Genomic DNA, 21,571 nt, shown 5'->3' on the forward strand with positions numbered 1-21,571 from the left:
TCAATCGCGATCATGGAATGCAATCCAAGCGGCCAGCACAATTACACCGGCCCAGACTGCATATAAATAAACAAAGAGCGCGGGCAAGCCGAACCAAGATTCTGCTGATTCAGGACGCATAGCCAATGGCGAGAACAGCAATAACAGTGCTAATAAAAAGAGCACAAGCAGACGCTGACGAAAAAGATTAGAGCGTGGCATCAGATCGGCCCGAATTATAGGTCACAAAGCTAGAGCTTCGTGACCAGAATAATGATGCAGCATGGTTCAGAATCGAATGATTTTTGATAAATTTATCAATATAAAATCAATCCTGTAAATCTTGATTCATCCTGTTCATCCTGTCAATTTTTTGATCTTGAAATTGCCCTAGCAGCAAAACGCTGCATTTTATCAGGAAAAATACGATGCGTTGTATTATAACCAGCTTGATATAATTCCAGCTTTTTTTGCACAGTCAGATTAAATTCCAGCGGCGTAATGCCATTGGTATCAATGACCACCGTAGAATTCCAAAACGCATCCTGCACAAATTCATGTGACAGACTGGTCATAAATGCGCGAATAAGCATTTGCAAATAATCAGCCAACGGCAACCAACGGCGCTGCGGTGGCGCAACACTGCTATTAGCCCGCAACCGAAAACAACAACTGGGAATCCCTTCGCCTGACCAATCGCGGCGCAGTGCATCTTCCGATAAAATACTGCCGTCAATCATCAAATGTTGATTATGTTCTTTATATGCAAAGAGCAAGGGAATGCCCATCGAATAACGAATTGCTTGCGAAACACGCATGTCCGGCTGCTGTTCGCGATTAAAAACCACCGGCGATCCATTGCGCACATCAGTTGCCACAACATGCAGCGTCATAGGTAAATCTTGAAAACGAGCGCCCTGTAATTGGGTATCTATCCAGCGTTCAAAGCGATCACCTGATGATAAACCGCCATGAAAAAGTAATTGATACACACTGAAATCACGAAATTGCCGGAAATCCACACTCAGCGCCAATGCTTGCATGGCTGCCGCTGACCAACCCGCCGCCCGTAAACCGGCCACAATACTTCCGCCCGACACACCGACAATATGCCCACCTATCACGCCGAGTTCATCGAGCGCCTGAATGACGCCGACATGCGCCGGTAAGCGCGTCCCGCCACCGGCTAAAATCGGGACAATCTGACCTAAAGCGGCGCTGGCGTCTGTCGGGGGTGGCGAAAGGATGCACATGGTTTGCTCCGACATGAGCGCATCAGTGAAAGAAAAGAGTTGAGACAGTCAGCTATTCCACCTCAAAGCGATCATTGCGAATATTCGCAATCGCATGCGTATGATGTTCGCGACTTTTATTTAACGCACGACTTTAACGGTTTTAGGTAATTGGGCGCGGATGACTTCAGCGAAGGCATCTAAGGCTTGACGGCGGGGAAAGCTTTTGCGGAACACGAGCGCGATGCGGCGATAGGCGTCGGGGACGGTCGCTAATGAGCGGGTCATGAGGCTGCTATCACGGTGCGTGCTGCGTGCTTGAACTGCAAGCGCCGGAATCAGTGTGCAGCCGAATCCAGCGCGAACCAGTTGTAGCAGCGTTTCCAGACTGGAGGCGCGGAGATCGGCCATGTCGCCATGCTGGGGGCGTTCGCTGAGATGACAGACGCTCATTACTTGATGGGTCAGACAGTGCCCATCAGCGAGTAGTAGCAATTCGATCTGTTCCAAATCAAGCGCACTAATCTCGCGCTGTGTCTCAAGCGGATGTCCGGGCGGATATGCCAGCCAAAACGGTTCTTCAAACAGTGGTAGGCTCTCGAAATCGCTGTCATCGACGGCGGTGGCCAGCAACGCGGCATCGATTTCATGGCGAGCGAGCCGTCCGAGCAGTTGCTCGGTAATTTCTTCCGACAGTACGAGCCGCAATTGCGGATAGGTTTGCTTGAGCGGCATCAGGATCAACGGCATCAGATAGGGGCTGAGGGTGGGGATCGCGCCCACCCGCAGTGGCCCGGCCATTGGATCCTGATGGGCACGGGCGACCTGCTCGATGGCTGTAGTCTGTTCGAGGATCAGCCGTGCATGAGCGAGAATCGCTGCGCCGACTGGGGTTACTTCAACCGAGCGATTGGTGCGCTCGAAAATGACCACATCGAGTTCATCTTCCAGCTTTTTGATTTGACCGCTCAGAGTCGGTTGACTGACGAAACAGCGGTCGGCGGCACGCCCAAAATGGCGCGTTTCAGCGACAGCGAGAATGTATTTGAGGTCACGTAGGTTCACGCGCTTATGATAGCGGAAATTGGACGCAGCGTGCCTGTATCAGGCTGTTTATCCTGTCTGCATCTCTACCGATACCGATGTTTGATACGGAGTGTTAGGTGCCGTGACTATTCCTTCGGCTGTTGCCTGTCCTGATTTCACCCGCGCCCGCGTGCTGGTCGCGGGTGATGTAATGCTTGATCGCTATTGGAGCGGAGCGACGCGCCGGATTTCACCGGAAGCACCGGTGCCCGTAGTGCGCATTGAGACGCTGGAAGATCGTCCGGGCGGGGCGGCGAATGTCGCGCTGAATCTGGCAACGCTCGGTGTTAACGCGACCCTCATTGGCGTCACGGGTGCAGATGAGGCGGCGAGCGTGCTGGCAACGCGGCTACAGGCGGCAGGCATTGCGACCCAGCTCATTCGCCGCGCTGATCGTCCGACGATTACTAAACTGCGCGTGCTCAGTCAGCATCAACAACTGCTACGCCTCGATTTTGAACAATCATTAGCGCCGGATGACGCTGCCGCCGATCCGCTGCCGGATGCGCTGACTAGCGCGTTAGCTGGATGCGATCTGCTGCTCCTGTCGGATTATGGCAAGGGCACACTTGCCGATCCGCAACGGCTGATTGCGCTGGCGCGGGCGCAGGGCAAAGCGGTGCTGATCGACCCCAAAGGCCGCGATTTCAACCGTTATCGCGGCGCAACGCTGCTGACGCCGAATCGTGCTGAATTTGAAGACATCGTTGGCGCTTGTCCAGATGATGCCGCGCTCCGCGAGCGGGCCGAGCGGCTGCGGGCTGACCTTGCATTAGATGCGCTGTTGGTGACACTGGGTGAACGCGGAATGCTGCTAGTGCAAGCGGCAACCGAGGCGCTGCATCTGCCGACCCAAGCGCGGGACGTATTCGACGTGACCGGCGCTGGCGATACCGTCATTGCGACCTTAGCGGCGACGCTGGCAGCGGGCGGAGAGCTGACCACTGCCTGTGCGCTGGCCAACTGCGCGGCGGGCTTGGCTGTCGGCAAGCTGGGCACGGCCAGTGTCAGCGCAGCAGAACTGGAGCGTGCCTATCATGGCGTGGAATGGCGACCGATTCTGGATCGCACGGCATTGCTTGCGGCGGTCGCGGCGGCGCGGGCGGCGGGTGAGCGGCTGGTGATGACCAACGGCTGTTTCGACATTCTGCATGATGGGCATGTCGCTTATCTCCAACAGGCGCGGCGACTCGGGGATCGGCTGATTGTGGCCGTCAATGACGATGCGTCGGTGCGGCGACTCAAGGGCGCGGGGCGTCCGATCAATCAGTTAGCACAGCGGCTGGCGGTGCTTGCGGGGCTGGCGTCGGTCGATTGGGTGTGTCCGTTCAGCGAGGACACGCCCGAAGCGTTGATCCGCGCCGTGCTACCGGATGTGCTGGTGAAGGGCGGTGATTATCGCCCCGAGGATATTGCCGGCGCGGATGCGGTGCTGGCGCGGGGCGGTACAGTACGGGTGCTTGATTTCGTGCCTGGACGCTCGACGAGTCGTATTATTAGCGCAATTCATCAGCGCGACGATGGCGTCTAACTGTTGTGTGTGTTGCTGAGGAATTGGACAGGATAAACAGGATGACTCAGGATTAACCGAATTTTTAATCAAAAATCTTTTTTAATCCTGTTCATTTTGAATAATCCTGTTCATCCTGTCAAAATTTAGCTGATTACGCTCATTATAAAGGCTCCCTAGTTCATCATGTCTTCAGACACCCTGATTCTGATTTTGGCCCAAGATCGCGGCCAGGGTCTCGATGCCCTGACCTATCATCGCACCAAAGCGGCTGTACCATTTGGTGGTAAATATCGCGTGATTGACTTCACGCTGGCAAACTGTCTGCATTCGGGATTGCGTCAAGTCTTGGTATTGACGCAATATAAAAGCCATTCGCTACAAAAACATCTACGCGATGGCTGGTCGATTTTTAATCCGGAACTCAGCGAATTTATTACGCCCGTGCCGCCGCAAATGCGCGAAGGTCAAGATTGGTATCGCGGCCCATTTGACGCCATTCGCCAAAATCGCTATTTAATCGAACGCAATCACGCACGTCATGTGCTGGTTTTGCAGGGTGATGCGATTTATCGTATGGATTACGCGGAATTAGTGCGTGCGCATCAGGAAACCGGCGCAGCAGTCACCGTGGTCACGCGCACGGTTACGCCACGCAGCGCCGGACGCCAAGCGCGGGTGGTGCTCGCGGCACAAGAACAGGAACCGATTCAAGCATTATTACCGCCGGAGCGACCGTCTGCCGAGGCTGAACCGGATTCGTCCGCGCCCGAAATGCTCGAAACAATGGGCGTATATTTATTTGAAAAAACCGCATTACTTGCCGCACTCGAACGCTATGAACGCGGAGTAACAGCGGATACAGATTTAGCACTCGATGTGATTGCGCCATTATTAGCCGAACAATCGGTGCGAGCCTATCGTTTTGGTCAAGCACGCGGGCGCGTGACGCCGGATCGGTATTGGTGTGATTTGGGATCAATTGATGCTTATTATCAGGCGAATATGGCGTTATTACGTGCGACGCCGCCGCTCGATCTCTATCAACCCAATTGGATTATTCACACTTATCAAGGTCAGCATCCACCGGCACGGACTGTGCCCGGCCCGCAGAGTGGCACTGAGGGCGTATTCGTCAATTCAATGTTAGCGGCGGGCACGGTGATTAGCGGTGGGGGCGTCAATCATTCGATTCTTTTCCCGCAAGTGCGGGTTGAAGATGGCGCAATTGTTGAGGCGTCGATCTTATTTCAAGGCGTGAGCGTAGGTGCCGGGGCGCAATTGCGCAACTGTATTGTTGAAAAAGAAGTGGTTATTGCGCCCGGCGAACAGATTGGTTTAGATGCGCGGCGCGACCGTGAGCGGTTTTTTGTCTCGCCGGAGGGAATTGTGGTGGTGACGGCGGGTTGATTGCTTTTCAGCTTTCAGCGGTCACGAAGTTCAAGCTTCGTGACCAAAAATCAAACCCTGCTTTAGAGCTTCCCTTCGTAAATCTTGACGTACTCACGGCGCAAGGTTTCATAACTGCGATTGAGGCGGGCGATAATCTTTTCTTTAATCGCCAGTTGCCCCAGTAGTAATTCTTTATCCTGCTGCAAGCTATTGCGCTCGGTGATGAGCTTTTGCGCTGATTTGCGATGCGTGTTGATCGTCACCTGAAGATTATGAATCCGCGCTTCAAAATCTTCGAAGATTTGCTCAAGCTGTTGGATATTGCGCTCGGTGGTGTGCGCCGCTTGCATGAACGCACTATTGTTTTCGGTGGCGGTGGTTAAATCTGCTTGTAGCGCGTCCATGTCAAGTTGACACCCTTCGCGGGCGGCCCGCACCCGCGCCATGAGCTGTTCTTGCGTCTGGATCATGTCCTGATAAGTGCGCTGCAAATTCTCGCCTTCAGGTAAGGTAGAGCGCCCGCGTTGGCATTGCTGCAACATGCCGTTAATTAGCTCAACTTCTCGACTTTCAGCCGCTGCATTCGCAGCGGTCTGTTCGGCGGGTGTGGCCGCAGGCGGCGCGGCGGTGCGCTGAGTGGTCGGGCGTGCGGTTACTTGCGTCAGCGCAGTTATGTAGCGGTCGATTAAGCCGATGACTTCCGACCAAGCTTGATCTTCGGTCAGACGTTCATCCTGAAACGGCTTGGCGATGGCGCACAGGATTGCCAGATGACTGTCGCGCAATTCGGGCCGATCCGCGTGTTTGCTGTTAGTAGCGGCGATTTCGTCATCAATCAGGCGCTCGACGCGCACGCTGAGGCCGAGCCAAGTGCGCCGCTCTTGGCGCAAATGCCACCATTTGATCCCGAAAACAATGGCAACAACCAGCACCACGGCCAACATTTCGGCCAGACTGTAAATCCAGACATACTGATTGAGCGCCATAATTTAGAGCACTCCTGAAGCGGAACTGGATTGGCTCGCGGTTGCGGCCTTACGGCGCTGTTGGCGTCGCCACCACCACAGCCCCGCGCCACTGCCGATAACCAGCAGTAAGATGAGATTGGCTACGAGCACAATGCTCAGGGCGGCGACCTGTTCTTCATCAACCAGATCGTCAGCGGTCGCGGGTGGCTGATCGGCTGGCAATAGGCTCATCGATAGGATCTTAGTGCGCTGAAAACTCTCGTGTTCGGCCATGACTTGAATCTGATAGGGGCCGGGCGCGGTCAACTGCAACTGACCTTGATACGACACTGGCGTTTGCGCTGTGGTCAGCTCCGGGGTCAGCTCAACGCGATGCAGCGGCGTGCCAGTAGCGTCGAGCACAGTCGCGCTCAACAGCGTGGTGTCAGCTAACTGCGCATCTACAGCTTGACCGTGATAGACCAGCCGCGCCGTGACCGTCAGCGGTTGCCCGACGGTTGCGAGCACCGGCAAGGTCGCGCTTAAATCCAGATCGCTTTCGAGATAGGCGCGTTGATTGGGGTTGAGATTGCTGATTGCCCAGATGCCCGGCGTTGGATTCGTGATGACGATGTGATCAAAATGCGTGGTCGGGTGCCAGATTACACCCGCGCCCGGGGCGTCTGCGGTCAGGGTGCGTTGGCTCGGATCGGTGAGCGCCGTTGGGGGAGCGGTGTGATCACGCGGAATCAAGAGCTTGAGTTCACGCACATTGGCATCAACCGTGACCCGTCCGGCGACCACCGGCGCGGTCAATGGCTGATCGGTTTGCTCAAATAATTTGACGAAAGCGAGATAAATATCTTCAGGATGCTCGGCGCGTAGTGCTTGGCCGCCGGTGGAATCGGTGAGCAAATGCAGAAAATCACTATCCCCTTCGGGCGAAAAGGCGACACCGTGAATCTGGATGCCAGCGGCTTGATAGCGCGGAATCCAGGTGTTGATGATCTCGGCGCGGGCGGCATTGGTCGCCGCGTCTGAGCCGAGATTGAGTTGCCCGTCGGTGAAAATCAGCAGCAGCCGTTTCGTGGTTACATCGCGTTTGGCCGCGTTGAATTGCTGATAGGCGGTGCGCAGAGCCGCGCCAAAATCGGTGCGGGTGCCGTTCATCACCAGCGACTGAATCTGTTCAATCGCCGACTGGCGTTGGGTGTCGGCGTCGAGTACCTTCAGATCGCGCAGCAGTGGCGCATCCTGTCCAAAAGTTAGCAGTCCGAGCCGATCTGTCGGGTTCAAGAGTTCCGTAAATAGCGTTGCGCCCTGCAAACTGTCGCGCCCCGGATCGTTATTGTTCATGCTCAACGAGCGATCCAGCGCCAAAATAACATCTGTACTTGCTTGGGCGGATGCGATTCCGAACCCAAACATAAGAGCCAGCACCAACCAGCCGCTGGCGGCCAATCGGGGCGCGTTCGGTAGCGATGGCATGATGACTCTCCATCAGACAGGATTGCGATTGAACGAACCGAGGGTGGAATAAACAGCTTGTAGATTGCGCGGTCACAATCAGTGCCTGTTGCATCCTACACAATCATAGCTGTCGGCGTGAAATCGAGCCGACAAACACTCGTCTGCATCTCACTTCGACAGTAACGCACTTTTGACCCCGCGCTTAAGGAGGCGCACCCGGTATGCCCCGCGTTGATACGGAAATTTTTTATCGCAGTGCGCTCGACACTCATGGCGAAACCGCCGAGGGCGTGCAGTGGAATTCGACCGAAACCCAAGAAGTGCGCTTTCGCGTCCTGCGCTCATTTTTGCCGCCGGATATCTCGCGGCTGACGCTGGTCGATGCCGGATGCGGTTTCGGCGATCTTTATAGCTATCTGGAGCGTAGCGGCGAGCGCCCGCGCCGCTATATCGGGCTGGATGTGATGGAACCAATGGTCGAGGCGGCGCGACGGCGCACCGGCTGTGAGATTCAGGTGCTCGATATTCTCGACGCGACGACTACGCTCCCCGAAGCGGATGTTTATCTGTGTAGCGGGGCGATGAATACCTTTACCCGCGAGGAAACGCGGCGCTTTATCGAACGCTGTCTGGATGCCAGCCGTCATGGATTCGTGTTCAATCTGCTCAAAGGCTGGGACACCTCGCCGATTTATAATCTCTATTTACCGCGAGAAATCAAACGGTTAGCCCAAGATTTGGACGTTGAATACCAGTTTCAGGAAGGCTATCTAGCTGGAGATTTCAGCGCCGCGTTCTGGAAGCAGCCGTTTGGCAAGCGGGTATAATTCGCCATTTTCTCGCTGGTAGCAGGATAAATCATGCTCGATCCCCGTTGGTTGCGCACCGAATTGGCGCAGGTTGCCGAACAGCTCGCTCGTCGTGGTCTGGTGCTGGATACGGCGCGACTGGAAGCACTGGAAACTGAGCGCAAAACCCTGCAAATTCAGGTGCAGGAACTGCAAAACGAGCGCAACACGCGCTCCAAGTCAATTGGTCGCGCCAAAGCGTCCGGAGAGGACATCGCGCCGCTGCTGGCTGAGGTGGCCGATCTGGGCGAGCGGCTCAAGGCGGCTGAGGCGCGGTTGACGACGCTTCAAGAGGAACTGACCGACATCAGCTTGAGCTTGCCGAATCTGCCCGATGCGAGCGTTCCCGATGGGCGCGATGAGGCGGCGAATCGTGAAGAACGGCGCTGGGGCACGCCGCCAACCTTTGACTTTGACCCCAAAGATCATGTCGATCTTGGGGCCAGACTCGGCGGGATGGATTTTGATTTAGCAGCGAAAATCACCGGCTCGCGTTTTGTCACCCTGTCTGGCCCGCTGGCGCGGCTGCATCGGGCGCTGATTCAATTTATGCTCGATGTGCATACCACTGAGCACGGCTATACCGAAACCTATGTGCCCTATCTGGTCAATGCCGACAGTCTGCGCGGCACGGGGCAGTTGCCCAAATTTGAGGCCGATCTGTTCAAAGTTCCGGGCGAGCGCGAGCTGTATTTGATCCCGACGGCGGAAGTGCCGGTGACCAATCTGGTGCGGGATGTGATTGTGGAAGCCGACAGCCTGCCGCGCAAATGGGTTGCGCATACGCCGTGTTTTCGCAGTGAGGCCGGTTCCTACGGCAAAGATACGCGGGGCATGATTCGGCAACATCAGTTCGAGAAAGTCGAGCTGGTGCAGATTGTGCGCCCCGAGGATGGCCCGCAGGCGCTCGAAGCCCTGACCGGCCATGCTGAGTCGATCTTGCAACGGCTGGGATTGGCCTACCGTGTGATGACGCTGTGCGCGGGCGATCTCGGGTTTTCGGCACGTAAAACCTACGATCTCGAAGTGTGGCTACCGGCACAGAACACCTACCGCGAGATTTCCTCCTGTAGTCATTTCGGTGACTTTCAGGCGCGGCGACTGCAAGCACGTTGGCGCAATCCCGAAACCGGCAAGCCGGAACTGGTGCATACGCTCAATGGCTCGGGGCTGGCGGTCGGGCGGACGCTGGTTGCCGTGCTGGAGAATTATCAACAGGCCGATGGCAGCGTGCTGATTCCCGACGTGTTGCGGCCCTATTTAGGCGGTCTGGAGCGGCTGAACTAAGCACACTCGATGATGAACAGCGCCGAACTCGCCGCCGAATTGGGCATGAATGTCTGGATCTTCATCGCCCTGTGCGCGGTGCTGTGGCCGAGTTTTCATCTGCTGGCTGGCTATGTGGCACAACGTCTGCCGCTCGCTTGGCTGACGCGCTGGCCGATCATTCGCGCCAGCTACGGCTGGGAACACGGCGGGCGCTGCTATGAATGGCTGCGGATTCGGGCGTGGAAAGATCATCTGCCCGAAGCGGGCGGGCTGCTGCGCGATGGATTTGCTAAACGCCAGCTTGCGTCCGCCGAGCTGGACTATCTCGACCGCTTTGCCCGCGAGACCAGCCGTGCTGAGTTCGGGCATTGGCTGACTTGGGCGCTGGCGCTGACTTTTTTTCTGTGGACGCCGTGGTGGATGGGCGTGTTCATGCTCATCTATGCTGGCGTTATAAACTTGCCATTTATCTTGATTCAACGCTATAACCGAGCACGATTGCGGCGGTTGCTGCGACGGCTAAACGGCTCGGTTTGATCGTGTCAGATTTGCGAACCAGTGCCGAGTTTAGCGGTCAGCGTTGTGCTACTGTTTCAATCATGGATCGGATCGAATCGTGCCCCGCTGATCTGCATGCGGCGATCTGTTCAGCGACGGCTTATCCTGATTTCTAGCTGTGCGTCCTTTGGCGGCCTGTAGTATGTGGCCGCCCTTTTTTGCACGATCCAACCGCTATCCCCCTACCTGAGCACCCCCATTGATCCGGGGTACGCCCGCCGCGATGTCCACTTCGCTGGTTACAGTATACTGGCACAGCGTTCACGCGAACGCTTCTAGGCGCTCGTTCGCGCACGCTTCACCGATGGTTTTTTTCACTCAAGCGCCATGATGGAATTCCAGATGTCTGACTACAATGCCGAGGACGTCCGCAATATCGCCTTAGTCGGTCATGCCGGCGGCGGCAAGACCACGCTGGTGGAGGCGCTGCTGGCGGCCACCGGCGTCATCAATGTGCAGGGCAATATCGCCAAAGGCACCACGGTCTGCGACTTTGACCCGATGGAAAAAGCCTTGCAGCACTCGCTCGATGCCGCGATCACCAGCTTTACCACACACGGCAAGCATATCAATCTGCTTGACACCCCCGGCTATCCCGATTTTCTTGGGCGTAGCCTCTCGGTGCTGCCAGCGGTCGAAACCGCCGCACTGGTGATCAACGCGCAGGCGGGCATCGAACCGATGACCACGCGCCTGATGAAAGCAGTGGACAATCGGCAGTTATGCCGCCTGATTATCGTCAACCAGATTGACGCCGAGCAGGTTGATCTCGGGCAATTGACCGCCCAGATCCGCGAGACTTTCGGCCCTGAATGTCTGCCGATCAATCTGCCCGCCGATCATGGGCGGCGCGTGGTCGATTGCTTTTTTCAGCCCAGCGGCGCGGCGACGGATTTTTCATCGGTCGCCGAGGCCCACAGCCAGATCATTGACCAAGTCGTTGAGGTCGATGAAGACCTGATGGCGCTCTATTTAGAGCAGGGTCAAGAGCTGCAACCCGAACAGCTCCATGACCCCTTTGAAGCGGCGCTGCGCGAAGCGCATTTAATGCCGATTTGTTATGTCTCGGCGCAAACCGGCGCGGGGATTCCCGAACTGTTGGAAATTCTGACGCGATTGATGCCGAATCCGGCTGAAGGTAATCCGCCGCCATTTCTCAAGGGCGAGGGCGCGGCGCTAGAGCCGGTGCCGGTTCATCCCGATCCAACGCGGCACGCGATTGCGCATGTATTCAAGATCATCAATGACCCCTATCGCGGCAAAATCGGCATGTTCCGCGTGCATCAGGGGCGCATTACGCCGGCGAGTCAGTTATTCATCGGCGATGCGCGTAAGCCATTTAAGGTCAATCATCTCTATCGTGTACATGGCAATGATCTGATTGAAGTCGATGAAGGGGTGCCGGGCGATATTTTGGCCGTGACCCGCGTCGATGATCTGTATTTTGATGCTGTGCTCCATGATTCGCACGACGAGGATCATTTCCATCTATCGACGCTCGAATGTCCGGTGCCGTTATTCGGTTTGGCAATCACGACGACCAAGCGCGGCGATGAACAGAAATTAACCGAGGCACTGAATAAATTGCGCTCGGAAGATCCCTGTTTTCATATTGAGCATAATGCCAACACCAATGAAACCGTTGTGCGCGGTTTAGGTGAAGCGCATCTCAAGGTGGTCTTGCGGCGTTTATCTGAGCAATTTCATGTCGAGGTTGAAACCCATCCGCCGCGTATTCCGTATCGTGAAACGATTATGGGTCAGGCGGAGGGTCATTATCGCCATAAAAAACAGACTGGCGGTGCTGGGCAATTCGGCGAAGTCTATTTGCGCGTTGAGCCATTAGCACGGGGCGCAGGCTTTGAATTTGTCGATGCGGTTGTCGGCGGTGCGATTCCGGGGAATTTTATTCCGTCGATTGAAAAGGGCGTGCGTCAGGTATTAGATGAGGGCGCGATTGCCGGCTATCCGTTGCAAGATGTTCGGGTAACGGTATACGACGGTAAATATCATGCGGTTGATTCCAAAGATATTGCCTTTGCCACCGCTGGACGCAAAGCTTTTATTGATGCGGTACTGAAAGCGCAGCCGGTGATTTTGGAGCCGATTGTCAAACTCCGTATTACCACGCCCGGATCAGCAATGGGTGATTTAGCCGGTGATTTATCGAGTCGGCGTGGGCGAATCAATGGCAGTGATGCCAAGAGTCGCGGGCGGGTGGTCATTGAAGGTGAAGCGCCGCTGGCGGAATTAGATGGCTATGATGCGCGGCTGAAATCGCTCACCGGCGGTGAGGGCACCTATAGTCTGGAATTGAGTCATTATGATCCGGTGCCGGGTCAGATTCAGAAGCAGATGATGGAGGCGTATCAGCGGGCGGAGGATTGAGCGCCGCCGCTACGCTAACCAAATAACCGGCAGTACGGCGGGCACACATAACGCACACTGCCCGTCGTTTTGTGTGTGCGTGCGGTTCGCAACTTGGGAAAATCCCTATCTAGGGATTTCCCTTATATCGCGTTTTGCAATACCATTGCAGCCATCTTGCTTTGTAGTGCATACACGAGAACGCGAACATGCGCACTTTGTCAACTGCCATGCTGGCCGCGATTATTCCGACCATCCTGACCGCTTCACACGCTGTCCCGCGCCTCAGCGACACGCCGCCACTCAGTCAGGAAGCGCCCCAACCCCAAATAGCGGCTACCACTAAACCCCATAAACCCCGACCGAGCAAACCGCAACCGCGTCATAAAACTGCCGTCAAGGTCAACCTCAACCCCACGCTCGATCAGGATTTACACTGTCTGGCGCTCAACATCTATCACGAAGCCCGCTCAGAGCCGGAATCCGGCCAAATTGCCGTCGCCCGTGTCACCCTCAACCGCGTCCAATCCGAGGCATTTCCCAAATCGGTCTGTGGTGTGGTCAAACAGGGCGGCAACAAACGCAACCGCTGCCAGTTTTCTTGGTGGTGCGATGGCCAGCCGGATGACCCGACCGAAGCACACGCTTGGCAACGTTCCTTAGAAATCAGCCGCCGCGTGCTCGCCGACGAAGTGCCCGACCCGACCAACGGCGCACTCTACTATCACACCGATTACGTCAAGCCCAAATGGTCGCGGCAATTCCAGCGCACCACGCGCATCGGGCGACATTTGTTCTATCGTCCCGGCCAGAAGAATACCAATACAGCAGTTCATTCCGGCTGACGCCGCCGCATCCATAGCACATAAATCAGCAGCATGAGCGCGACGCCGATTAAGGTCGCGCTAGTTGCTAATGTCAGGTGCTCACGAATGAGCGCCGCGTTATCGCCAATCACATAGCCCAACGCAATCAATACCAGCGACCACAGCCCCGCGCCTAAAGCGGTGTAAAGCGCGAATGGAATTAACGGCATCCGCGCTAATCCAGCCGGAATTGAAATCAGTTGGCGAATCCCCGGAATTAACCGTCCGGTAAAGGTCGAAATAGCTCCATGACGCGCAAAAAAGCGGTCAGTTTTATGGAGCGTCGGCGGTGAAATCAGCACATAGCGCCCATAGCGTTCCAAAAATGGCCGCCCGACCCAGAGTGCCAGCCCATAATTGACAAACGCGCCAATTAACGATCCCAGCAGCGACGCGATGAGCACCAATAATGGATTCATGATCCCTTGCTGCGCTAAATAGCCCGCCGGAATCAGCACCACTTCACTCGGAAACGGAATAAAGCTCGACTCAATAGCCATGAGCAGCACAATACCCGCATAGCTCCAATCTGCAACTGCTGCGACTAGCCAGTCGAGCATCATCATTTATTTTGCCTCATCTGTCAGTCTGCAATAGCTTTAATCACGACTTGCGGATTTTTATCAACCACTTTTAGCAAAATTCGCGCTGATCCGCGCGGTATTTTTGACCCTTGTTCCCAATGCTTTAATGTATTGAGAGAAATACCTAGGGTGGCGCAAAAGCGTTGCGGATTCATGCCAGTCTTTTCGCGAATGGCTTTAACGTTTAAGCAATCTGGAGCATGTTCAATAACATGACGCGATTGCCCTTGAGCATGAGATTTAGCATCATTGAGGCCCGACATGATTTCAATGAAGGCATTGCTCATCACGTTTTCTCCAGAATTGCACTAATTCTTCAACAGCTTTTGCTAAAAGCTGCTTTTCTTTTGCCGAAATATTAGCTTTCTCGTTTTTCCCGAATGCCGCTAATAGATATAGCGGCATCATATCGCTGTGAAAGTAATAAATAACGCGAATACCAGAACGCTTGCCGCTATCCTGTCGCGCCCATCGCAGTTTACGGATACCACCACTACCTTGAATTAAAACGCCTGAATTTGGATGTTCGGCTAAATACGAAATCAATTCCATACGTTCTTCCAAAGAGAGTAGTGTTGCGATCTTTTTTTGGAACGGCCCAGTTTCAGCGACAGTAATCATGACATATTCAGTTACCAGCTTTTTTAGTCGCTATTGAGGGTTGGATTTTTAGGCGTGATCAGCGAGCCGCTGGCGTCCTCGCGCAATCGCTGCCCGGACTTGAGCCGGTGCCGTGCCGCCGAAATGATCGCGGGCGGCAACTGAGCCTTCAAGCGTCAAGACGCTGAATACATCGTCAGCAATCAGTGCTGAGAATTGGCGCAATTCATCTAATGTTAAATCAGCCAGATCGCGCCCTTCACGCACGCCAAGCGCAACCGCCTTGCCGACAATTTCATGCGCATCGCGGAATGGAATGCCGCGCCGTACCAGATAATCCGCTAAATCAGTCGCTGTGCTGAATCCTTGTTTTGCCGCTGCCCGCATCCGCTCACGCTTACAGGTCACATGCGCCATCATATCGGCATAAACTTTGACCGATCCTTTTAAATTATCTACCGTATCGAATAACGGTTCTTTATCTTCTTGATTGTCTTTGTTATAGGCCAACGGCTGGGACTTCATCAGCGTTAATAAACCCATTAAATGCCCAAAAATTCGCCCACTTTTGCCGCGCACTAATTCAGGCACATCGGGATTTTTTTTCTGCGGCATAATCGACGAGCCAGTGCAAAAACTATCGGATAACTCAATAAAACCGAATTGCGCCGATGACCATAAAATCAACTCTTCCGAAAAGCGCGACAAGTGCATCATTAAAATCGCTGCGTCGGCGGTAAATTCAATCGCAAAATCCCGATCCGAAACTGCATCAAGCGAATTTTCCGCTGGACGATCAAAACCCAGCAATTCAGCGGTATAGGCGCGGTCGATGGGATAGGTGGTGCCCGCGAGCGCCGCTGCGCCCAACGGCATGACGTTGAGCCGTCGCCGACAATCCGCCAGACGCTCGCGGTCGCGCTCCAGCATCTCAAACCACGCCAGCATGTGATGACCAACAGTGATCGGCTGGGCAACCTGAAGGTGCGTAAAACCCGGCAGGATGGTCTCAGCTTCGCGCTCGGCCAGATCGAGCAGCGCGGTTTGCAGCCGGACTATTTCAGCACGAATAGTGTCAATTTCATCGCGCAACCAGAGCCGCACATCGGTCGCGACCTGATCGTTACGCGAACGTCCAGTGTGCAATTTCTTTCCTGCCTCGCCGATGTCAGCGGTCAGCGCCGACTCGATATTCATGTGTACATCTTCAAGCCGGATCGACCACTGAAACGCGCCCGCGTCGATCTGGGCACGCACGCGCTCCAGTCCAGCGACAATGGCGTCGCGCTCGGCGTCGGTCAAAATCCCCTGACGCGCCAGCATGGTGGCATGGGCAATCGAGCCTTGAATATCATAGGGATAGAGTCGGCGGTCGAACTCAACTGAAGCGGTGAAGGCTTCAACAAAGGCATCGGTTGGCGCGTTGAAGCGACCGGCCCAGGGCTTAGCAGATATGGCGTCTGACATGGGAGCATCCAGCGGCTGAATGAAAAGGGGGCGATTTTACACTGATGGCGGCAGCCGCCGACTATACTCGCTATATTTTATCCAAAGCATTGATTGTATGGGCTGAGTTTGGCAGCGTTAATCAAAACGATAGTGCTTTTCCACCGCCTCAAGCACCTCCCAGATGCAGGTCAAACCTGCCGGAAAAGTAATTAAATCGCCGCGTTTGAACTCCTGCGCTGAACCGCCTTCGGGTGTGACGCGGAAGCGCCCGCGCATCACATAACAGGTTTCGGTTTGGTCGTAATGCCAAGAAAAGGTCGCGGGTTCTTTCTTCCAGATCGGCCAGTCCTCGACACCCATCACCTCGAGCTTGGCCGGTGAGGGCTTGTGTTCGCAACGAATCGTTAAATCGCTCATGGTGTGTTGTCTCGTTCAGTGTGTGAAAATTGACAGTTTTGATGTTTAACCGACTTTTCCAATCAGCCATGACAACCGCAGATCAAATCATCTCAGCACCTGAACTGACATCTCTCGCCGTGCGCATCGGGGAACGCCTATGCGCACGCGGCTGGTCAGTAGCAACGGCTGAATCCTGTACCGGCGGTTGGATTGCCAAAACGCTCACCGACATCGCCGGTAGCAGTGCGTGGTTTGAGCGTGGCTTTGTCACCTATAGCAATGCGTCTAAACACGAACTGTTAGGCGTTTCAAGTACGTTGATTGCTGAACAGGGCGCGGTTAGCGGGCCAGTGGTGCGGGCAATGGTCGCCGGTGCTTTAGCGCACAGTCACGCTCAGGTCGCACTGGCCGTGAGCGGCATTGCCGGGCCGGGCGGTGGCTCACCCGACAAGCCAGTCGGGACGGTCTGGTTTGCTTGGGGACAGACAGCAGACACGATTGTAACGCGCCGCGTGTGTTTTGCTGGTGAGCGCGAAGCGGTGCGCGAACAGGCTGTCTACACGGCGCTCTTCGGTTTACTGGATTTGCTCAAGCGGAATGCCACACTCTGACACCGGCTGCCGTGCATACAAGCGTCTCACGCGCACGCGGGACGCTCGCTTGCACGGCACCTATGCCGCCGGTGGTGCGCTGGTTTCACGCCGCACCCGTTCGATCAATTGATCGGCAATGGCAATCAAATCCGGCAGTGTCTGCGCGTTTTCATTCAGCACGGCATAACGTCCTCCGATAGCCAGCGTCGGCACAGCATCAATTTGATAATGCTCGGCGAGATAATCCGAGCGTCCGACTTTAGTCTGCACATCAAAGGAATTGAAGGCATCTTTGAAACGCTGGAGATCAATCGCTTGATCGTCTAACCAGTCCACAATAGCCGATTCGGTGAATAGCTTGGCGCGATCTTCGTGCAGCGCCGTGAATAGGGGTTGATCGAGTCGCTCTAATTCATCAAGACTTTCAAGCGCATAAAACAGCCGCGCCAGATTTGCCCAAGCTTGTCGCCCGAAGGTGATAGGCACCCGCCGCAAGACGACATCTTCCGGCAGGGTGGTCTGCCATTGTTTCAGCAGCGGATTGAGCGAACCACAATGCGGGCAGCCGTAGGAAAAGAACTCCAGCACTTCGATCTTCCCCGGCACATCGCTCGGCTGTGGCGGGGTGATAGCACGCCAGTCTTGACCTTCGATGAGTTCCGCCCGCGCCTGTAGCGGCAAGGCGGCGAGCGCGACTGTGCTCAAGAGCAGGTGATTGAAGTGACGGCGGTTTAGCAGCATAAGCGGTGCTCCAAAATTTATACGTTGCGTGAGCGGATGCGCCAAGTGTGCCACAGCGCCCAGAGTGCGGCAGTTGTGAGCGCGGTAAACAGCAAGAGCGAGATAGTTGCCAACGGCAAGCCGAGTAAACGAAAGCGATCATCCTCACAAAAACCCGTGGCTAAAAACAGGCTGGGTATCTGCTGTCCGAGCCATTCAACCAGCGTTTCAATCAGCCCCGGATCGCTGCTCACACAGCTATTGGTCGGCGAAGGATAGGCTTGAATCCAGCTATGATGCGCGGCGACCGCGACGCCGCCCTCGGTGGTCAGGAATGTCAGCCCGCCGGGCACAAGTGGATTCCAGCCGCGCCAGACACTCGCGGCGGCACTCAGCGCGAAGATGCCGACGACGAGCATCAATAGCCGCTGAAAGATGCAGAGATGACACGGATCCAGATGCAGCCACTCAGTGAGCACGACCGAGGCCAGACCAGCCCCGAGGCCAATGCCACCGATGAGCAGCCAGATCAGTCCCAATCTGTTGCTGACCATCGTTGTTGCGTCCTCAAAGTGAGTTGAGATTATGCGGGCGGGTGGATAAGGCGGCGATGTTACACCGTCTCCAGCGCCGCCCGCTGTGCCGTATGGAGCGAGCGAATCCCCGCTGCGCCCAATTCGAGCAGCGCGTCGAGTTCAGCGCGGGTAAACGGATGGCCTTCCGCCGTGCCCTGCACTTCGATAAAGCGACCCGCATCATCCATGACCAGATTCATGTCCGTTTCAGCGTTGGAATCCTCGGCATAATCCAGATCAAGCACCGGCACGCCCTGATAGATGCCGACTGAAACCGCTGCAATCTGCGCGATGATCGGGTCGGTTTTGAGATCGCCATTTGTCATCAGAGAATTGATCGCATCGCGTAACGCGACCCAAGCGCCGGTAATGGCAGCGGTGCGCGTGCCGCCGTCGGCTTGGAGCACATCGCAGTCAAGTGTAATGCTCCGCTCGCCGAGTGCGTTGAGATTGACCGCTGCCCGCAATGCCCGCCCAATCAAGCGTTGAATTTCCAGCGTGCGTCCGCCTTGTTTGCCGCGAGCGGCTTCGCGTGGCATCCGCTCGCCGGTGGCACGCGGCAGCATTCCGTATTCGGCGGTGATCCAGCCCTGACCCTTGCCTTTGAGAAAGGGTGGCACCCGGGGTTCGACGCTGGCGGTGCAGAGCACGCGGGTGTTGCCGAATTCGATGAGGACGGATCCCTCAGCGTGGCAAGTAAACTGGCGCGTGAAGCGAATCGGGCGCAGGGCGTCGGGGTGGCGTTGAGAGGGGCGCATGGATTAGGTTAGGCTCCGGGATTGAGGATCAAATCGCGACAGTGTACTGTGCGCGTGGCGAGTCGAGCGAATACTGTGGCGGTTTGCATGGTGCGGGGAAACGAAGCGGGCCGCCAGATGCTGTAAAAAAGAGACAGTTGCAATGAATGTGTCTTTTTTCGCCCAATCTGTTGCAAAACGCTCCGTCGTGTTCTATAGTTCAGACCGCAAAGCATGATTGCGCATGATTCCAGCAGTCAAACTGACAAATTCACAACATCGGAGATACTCATGAACAAGAAACTTTTAAGTATGGCGGTTGCCGCCGCACTGGTTGCACCAACTGCTGCAATGGCCGAAGCGGTTCTGTATGGCGATCTGCATGTTTCTATCGACTGGTTTGATATTGAAGATGTGCGTGCCCCGGGTGCGGGTGGTGCAGTGATTCAGCGTGGTTATCAAGGCTGGGGTCTGAATGGTGGCGGCTCCTCGCCTGATACCAACGGCTTGGCACCTGCCGGTTCTGCGGCAAAAACAACCAAAGGCAACCGCGACAACCAGATCGGCCTGAAGGGTTCTGAAGATCTGGGCAATGGTATGGATGCCATCTACCATGTTCAGTTCGACATTCATCTGACAGAAGAGTCAAATAGCAATGTCCTGAGCGGTGGCGATGAATTTGTAACCATGCAGAAAGCCTATGTTGGTCTCTCCAGCAAGGATTTTGGTACCTTCATGGTTGGCCGCAACGACAGCCCGCTTTACACCTCGACGGCCAAGCTCGACCTGTTCGAGAACACCATGGCCGACTATAACGAAATGATTGGTTTTGACGACAATCGCTTCGATAACGCGATTGCCTATGTCAGCCCGAGCATGGGTGGCTTCCAGCTTGCTGGTGCACTTGAAGTCGGTGGTGGTTCGACGGGTGGTGCAGGTGAAAACCTGAATTCAAACAGCTTGGGTGAAGGATTTGCGCTTGCTGGTGTGTATAGCAACGGCCCGTTCTACGCCTCGCTGGCCTATGAGTCACAGGGTAAAGAGCTGCAAATGGGTACGGCAGTCAGTAATAACGAACTGAGTGCAAGTTATGTTGAAGAAGAATACAGCATCTGGCGCGTTGGCGTTGGGTTGATCAACTGGAATGGCTTTAGCGTCAGTGGTATCTACGAAAGACAGAATATTGCAGATACCGACAAACTCACTCGCGATGTTGATGCCACTTGGGATCTGTGGCAGCTTCAGGCCGGTTACTCGTTTGGCAACAGCATGGTCAAGGCCATGTATGGTTTCGGCGAATACGATTATGACGCGCTGCCTGGCACCGCTAAGGTTAGCAGCGAGCATTCCGCATGGTCGCTTGCGTTCGATCACAACTTCACCAAGCGCACCAAAGCCTATGTGCTGTACACGCAGTACGATTCCGACCAAGATGTTGGTGGTGTCTCTCTGAACTCGCTGGAATGGGACGGCTTCTCGGTCGGTATGGTTCACCACTTCTAATATCAGCCTTCAGGCCTGAAGTTGGGTAAAATAAAAACGGGATCCTGCGGGATCCCGTTTTTTTGTGTGGTACAGCGCGAATCGAACTTAACGCTGTAGCGTGCGCGGCCCCTGTGCCGATCCCAAAATCAACACATCTGCCGGACGTTGCGCAAATAGCCCCACCGTCACCACACCCGCCAGCGCGTTAATCTGCTGTTCCAAGCCGACCGGATCGGTGATAACCAGATTCTGCACATCCAGAATCAGATTGCCGTTATCGGTGACATAACCCTCACGCCATACCGGCGTTCCGCCCAACCGCACCAACTCACGCGCCACCAAGCTCCGCGCCATCGGAATCACTTCAACCGGCAGCGGAAACTGCCCCAGCACCTCGACCAGCTTGCTTTCATCGGCAATACACACAAAACTGCGACTCGCCGCTGCGACGATCTTCTCGCGGGTCAGCGCCCCGCCGCCGCCCTTAATCAGTTCGAGCCGCGCATTCGACTCATCCGCGCCATCGACATAGAGCGCCAGCTCCCCGACAGCATTGAGATCAAACACCGGAATCCCGTGCTGCTTCAGCCGCGCTGTTGACGCCTCAGAACTCGACACCGCGCCCTCGATGCGGTGTTTGATGCCAGCCAGCACATCAATAAACTGATTCACAGTCGAACCGGTGCCGACACCGATCACGCCGCCGTCAACATAGGCTAAGGCTGCCTCAGCCGCTTGACGCTTTAATTCATCAGGATTCATCAACAAAAACCTGCTCCGAATTTTATACTTTAAAGTGTACATTCAGTTATTCGCTCTCCGTTGATAGCACCCGTGCGGGCGAGCAACTGGAGTCCTGGTTGAGCAGTCCCAACCGGAGGCGCTCAGTCCGCGCCTGCACGATA

Annotated in this window: 23 protein-coding genes; 9 read left to right on the top strand and 14 right to left on the bottom strand. The window is 55.4% G+C overall.

Going from position 1 to position 21,571, the window contains the following annotated elements:
• From BLW10_RS06695 to BLW10_RS06705, 3 genes are all read right to left on the bottom strand, one after another.
• Entirely contained in the window at positions 1 to 201 is a 201-nt protein-coding gene (locus tag BLW10_RS06695; RefSeq protein ID WP_091333315.1) for a hypothetical protein, read from the bottom strand.
• Between the two features lie 143 nt (positions 202 to 344).
• Positions 345 to 1,232: a patatin-like phospholipase family protein gene (locus BLW10_RS06700; protein ID WP_091333317.1), complete on the bottom strand. Its 888-nt coding sequence runs from the start codon at positions 1,230 to 1,232 to the stop codon at positions 345 to 347.
• A gap of 120 nt (positions 1,233 to 1,352) precedes the next feature.
• Positions 1,353 to 2,276: a LysR substrate-binding domain-containing protein gene (locus BLW10_RS06705; RefSeq protein WP_091333319.1), complete on the bottom strand. Its 924-nt coding sequence runs from the start codon at positions 2,274 to 2,276 to the stop codon at positions 1,353 to 1,355.
• Positions 2,277 to 2,379: 103 nt separating this feature from the next.
• Between BLW10_RS06705 and hldE the strand changes: the two genes are divergently transcribed.
• Together hldE and BLW10_RS06715 are read left to right on the top strand one after the other, a co-directional pair.
• Positions 2,380 to 3,828, top strand: a complete 1,449-nt coding sequence (gene hldE, locus BLW10_RS06710; RefSeq protein ID WP_281241127.1) for a bifunctional D-glycero-beta-D-manno-heptose-7-phosphate kinase/D-glycero-beta-D-manno-heptose 1-phosphate adenylyltransferase HldE — start codon at positions 2,380 to 2,382, stop codon at positions 3,826 to 3,828.
• A gap of 165 nt (positions 3,829 to 3,993) precedes the next feature.
• Positions 3,994 to 5,217, top strand: coding sequence for a glucose-1-phosphate adenylyltransferase family protein (locus BLW10_RS06715; RefSeq protein ID WP_091333321.1), 1,224 nt, complete (start codon positions 3,994 to 3,996; stop codon positions 5,215 to 5,217).
• Between the two features lie 62 nt (positions 5,218 to 5,279).
• On the opposite strand, the gene BLW10_RS06720 is transcribed toward BLW10_RS06715, so the two are convergent.
• Together BLW10_RS06720 and BLW10_RS06725 are read right to left on the bottom strand one after the other, a co-directional pair.
• Complete coding sequence (locus tag BLW10_RS06720) at positions 5,280 to 6,185, bottom strand: hypothetical protein (RefSeq protein WP_091333323.1); 906 nt, start codon at positions 6,183 to 6,185, stop codon at positions 5,280 to 5,282.
• A gap of 3 nt (positions 6,186 to 6,188) precedes the next feature.
• Positions 6,189 to 7,634 (bottom strand): VWA domain-containing protein, encoded by a 1,446-nt coding sequence (locus BLW10_RS06725; protein WP_091333325.1) that lies wholly within the window; start codon positions 7,632 to 7,634, stop codon positions 6,189 to 6,191.
• Between the two features lie 203 nt (positions 7,635 to 7,837).
• Here BLW10_RS06725 and BLW10_RS06730 point away from each other — a divergent pair, with 203 nt between their 5' ends.
• From BLW10_RS06730 to BLW10_RS06750, 5 genes are all read left to right on the top strand, one after another.
• On the top strand, positions 7,838 to 8,443 hold the full coding sequence (locus tag BLW10_RS06730; RefSeq protein ID WP_091333327.1) for a class I SAM-dependent methyltransferase: 606 nt from the start codon (positions 7,838 to 7,840) through the stop codon (positions 8,441 to 8,443).
• 33 nt (positions 8,444 to 8,476) lie between these two features.
• Positions 8,477 to 9,751, top strand: a complete 1,275-nt coding sequence (gene serS / locus BLW10_RS06735; RefSeq protein ID WP_091333328.1) for a serine--tRNA ligase — start codon at positions 8,477 to 8,479, stop codon at positions 9,749 to 9,751.
• 9 nt (positions 9,752 to 9,760) lie between these two features.
• Positions 9,761 to 10,270 (top strand): glycosyl-4,4'-diaponeurosporenoate acyltransferase CrtO family protein, encoded by a 510-nt coding sequence (locus BLW10_RS06740; RefSeq protein WP_245709160.1) that lies wholly within the window; start codon positions 9,761 to 9,763, stop codon positions 10,268 to 10,270.
• A 363-nt stretch (positions 10,271 to 10,633) separates the two neighbouring features.
• On the top strand, positions 10,634 to 12,679 hold the full coding sequence (fusA, locus tag BLW10_RS06745; protein ID WP_091333354.1) for an elongation factor G: 2,046 nt from the start codon (positions 10,634 to 10,636) through the stop codon (positions 12,677 to 12,679).
• Positions 12,680 to 12,867: 188 nt separating this feature from the next.
• On the top strand, positions 12,868 to 13,503 hold the full coding sequence (locus tag BLW10_RS06750) for a cell wall hydrolase (protein ID WP_091333330.1): 636 nt from the start codon (positions 12,868 to 12,870) through the stop codon (positions 13,501 to 13,503).
• On the opposite strand, the gene BLW10_RS06755 is transcribed toward BLW10_RS06750, so the two are convergent.
• The 5 genes from BLW10_RS06755 to BLW10_RS06775 form a co-directional block, all read right to left on the bottom strand.
• On the bottom strand, positions 13,491 to 14,090 hold the full coding sequence (locus BLW10_RS06755) for a DedA family protein (RefSeq protein WP_091333332.1): 600 nt from the start codon (positions 14,088 to 14,090) through the stop codon (positions 13,491 to 13,493). The genes BLW10_RS06750 and BLW10_RS06755 overlap by 13 nt on opposite strands.
• 17 nt (positions 14,091 to 14,107) lie before the next feature.
• Complete coding sequence (locus tag BLW10_RS06760; RefSeq protein ID WP_091333334.1) at positions 14,108 to 14,395, bottom strand: helix-turn-helix domain-containing protein; 288 nt, start codon at positions 14,393 to 14,395, stop codon at positions 14,108 to 14,110.
• The gene (locus tag BLW10_RS06765) at positions 14,376 to 14,729 is read right to left on the bottom strand and encodes a type II toxin-antitoxin system RelE/ParE family toxin (RefSeq protein ID WP_091333335.1); all 354 of its coding nucleotides are present in this window, start codon (positions 14,727 to 14,729) and stop codon (positions 14,376 to 14,378) included. The genes BLW10_RS06760 and BLW10_RS06765 overlap by 20 nt, the downstream gene beginning before the upstream one ends.
• A gap of 48 nt (positions 14,730 to 14,777) precedes the next feature.
• Positions 14,778 to 16,175 (bottom strand): argininosuccinate lyase, encoded by a 1,398-nt coding sequence (argH, locus tag BLW10_RS06770; RefSeq protein ID WP_091333337.1) that lies wholly within the window; start codon positions 16,173 to 16,175, stop codon positions 14,778 to 14,780.
• 117 nt (positions 16,176 to 16,292) lie between these two features.
• Positions 16,293 to 16,574, bottom strand: coding sequence for a cupin domain-containing protein (locus tag BLW10_RS06775; protein ID WP_091333339.1), 282 nt, complete (start codon positions 16,572 to 16,574; stop codon positions 16,293 to 16,295).
• Between the two features lie 68 nt (positions 16,575 to 16,642).
• Between BLW10_RS06775 and pncC the strand changes: the two genes are divergently transcribed.
• Positions 16,643 to 17,167 carry a nicotinamide-nucleotide amidase gene (gene pncC / locus BLW10_RS06780; RefSeq protein WP_091333340.1) on the top strand — a complete coding sequence of 175 codons (525 nt, stop codon included), beginning with the start codon at positions 16,643 to 16,645 and terminating at the stop codon, positions 17,165 to 17,167.
• 60 nt (positions 17,168 to 17,227) lie between these two features.
• Here pncC and BLW10_RS06785 read toward each other — a convergent pair whose 3' ends face one another.
• From BLW10_RS06785 to rph, 3 genes are read right to left on the bottom strand one after another with little or no spacing between them, the layout of a single operon-like run.
• Positions 17,228 to 17,890 carry a thiol:disulfide interchange protein DsbA/DsbL gene (locus BLW10_RS06785; RefSeq protein ID WP_091333342.1) on the bottom strand — a complete coding sequence of 221 codons (663 nt, stop codon included), beginning with the start codon at positions 17,888 to 17,890 and terminating at the stop codon, positions 17,228 to 17,230.
• A gap of 17 nt (positions 17,891 to 17,907) precedes the next feature.
• A complete protein-coding gene (locus BLW10_RS06790) occupies positions 17,908 to 18,423 on the bottom strand; it encodes a disulfide bond formation protein B (protein ID WP_091333344.1) in 516 nt (171 codons plus the stop codon).
• A gap of 59 nt (positions 18,424 to 18,482) precedes the next feature.
• Positions 18,483 to 19,202 carry a ribonuclease PH gene (rph, locus tag BLW10_RS06795; protein ID WP_091333345.1) on the bottom strand — a complete coding sequence of 240 codons (720 nt, stop codon included), beginning with the start codon at positions 19,200 to 19,202 and terminating at the stop codon, positions 18,483 to 18,485.
• Positions 19,203 to 19,472: 270 nt separating this feature from the next.
• On the opposite strand from rph, the gene BLW10_RS06800 reads away from it, so the two are divergent.
• On the top strand, positions 19,473 to 20,684 hold the full coding sequence (locus tag BLW10_RS06800) for a porin (RefSeq protein WP_091333356.1): 1,212 nt from the start codon (positions 19,473 to 19,475) through the stop codon (positions 20,682 to 20,684).
• 87 nt (positions 20,685 to 20,771) lie between these two features.
• On the opposite strand, the gene rpiA is transcribed toward BLW10_RS06800, so the two are convergent.
• Complete coding sequence (rpiA, locus tag BLW10_RS06805) at positions 20,772 to 21,428, bottom strand: ribose-5-phosphate isomerase RpiA (protein WP_091333347.1); 657 nt, start codon at positions 21,426 to 21,428, stop codon at positions 20,772 to 20,774.
• Between the last annotated feature and the right edge of the window lie 143 nt (positions 21,429 to 21,571).

Origin of the sequence: Allochromatium warmingii, from assembly GCF_900107145.1 — a bacterium.
Classification (GTDB): domain Bacteria; phylum Pseudomonadota; class Gammaproteobacteria; order Chromatiales; family Chromatiaceae; genus Thermochromatium; species Thermochromatium warmingii.

Coding starts and splice junctions, on each gene's coding strand:
- BLW10_RS06695 (WP_091333315.1), bottom strand. CDS start 201: ATGCCACGCTCTAATCTTTTTCGTCAGCGTCTGCTTGTGCTCTTTTTA.
- BLW10_RS06700 (WP_091333317.1), bottom strand. CDS start 1,232: ATGTGCATCCTTTCGCCACCCCCGACAGACGCCAGCGCCGCTTTAGGT.
- BLW10_RS06715 (WP_091333321.1), top strand. CDS start 3,994: ATGTCTTCAGACACCCTGATTCTGATTTTGGCCCAAGATCGCGGCCAG.
- BLW10_RS06720 (WP_091333323.1), bottom strand. CDS start 6,185: ATGGCGCTCAATCAGTATGTCTGGATTTACAGTCTGGCCGAAATGTTG.
- BLW10_RS06725 (WP_091333325.1), bottom strand. CDS start 7,634: ATGCCATCGCTACCGAACGCGCCCCGATTGGCCGCCAGCGGCTGGTTG.
- BLW10_RS06730 (WP_091333327.1), top strand. CDS start 7,838: ATGCCCCGCGTTGATACGGAAATTTTTTATCGCAGTGCGCTCGACACT.
- serS (WP_091333328.1), top strand. CDS start 8,477: ATGCTCGATCCCCGTTGGTTGCGCACCGAATTGGCGCAGGTTGCCGAA.
- BLW10_RS06740 (WP_245709160.1), top strand. CDS start 9,761: ATGATGAACAGCGCCGAACTCGCCGCCGAATTGGGCATGAATGTCTGG.
- fusA (WP_091333354.1), top strand. CDS start 10,634: ATGTCTGACTACAATGCCGAGGACGTCCGCAATATCGCCTTAGTCGGT.
- BLW10_RS06750 (WP_091333330.1), top strand. CDS start 12,868: ATGCGCACTTTGTCAACTGCCATGCTGGCCGCGATTATTCCGACCATC.
- BLW10_RS06755 (WP_091333332.1), bottom strand. CDS start 14,090: ATGATGATGCTCGACTGGCTAGTCGCAGCAGTTGCAGATTGGAGCTAT.
- BLW10_RS06760 (WP_091333334.1), bottom strand. CDS start 14,395: ATGAGCAATGCCTTCATTGAAATCATGTCGGGCCTCAATGATGCTAAA.
- BLW10_RS06765 (WP_091333335.1), bottom strand. CDS start 14,729: ATGATTACTGTCGCTGAAACTGGGCCGTTCCAAAAAAAGATCGCAACA.
- argH (WP_091333337.1), bottom strand. CDS start 16,175: ATGTCAGACGCCATATCTGCTAAGCCCTGGGCCGGTCGCTTCAACGCG.
- BLW10_RS06775 (WP_091333339.1), bottom strand. CDS start 16,574: ATGAGCGATTTAACGATTCGTTGCGAACACAAGCCCTCACCGGCCAAG.
- pncC (WP_091333340.1), top strand. CDS start 16,643: ATGACAACCGCAGATCAAATCATCTCAGCACCTGAACTGACATCTCTC.
- BLW10_RS06785 (WP_091333342.1), bottom strand. CDS start 17,890: ATGCTGCTAAACCGCCGTCACTTCAATCACCTGCTCTTGAGCACAGTC.
- BLW10_RS06790 (WP_091333344.1), bottom strand. CDS start 18,423: ATGGTCAGCAACAGATTGGGACTGATCTGGCTGCTCATCGGTGGCATT.
- rph (WP_091333345.1), bottom strand. CDS start 19,202: ATGCGCCCCTCTCAACGCCACCCCGACGCCCTGCGCCCGATTCGCTTC.
- BLW10_RS06800 (WP_091333356.1), top strand. CDS start 19,473: ATGAACAAGAAACTTTTAAGTATGGCGGTTGCCGCCGCACTGGTTGCA.
- rpiA (WP_091333347.1), bottom strand. CDS start 21,428: ATGAATCCTGATGAATTAAAGCGTCAAGCGGCTGAGGCAGCCTTAGCC.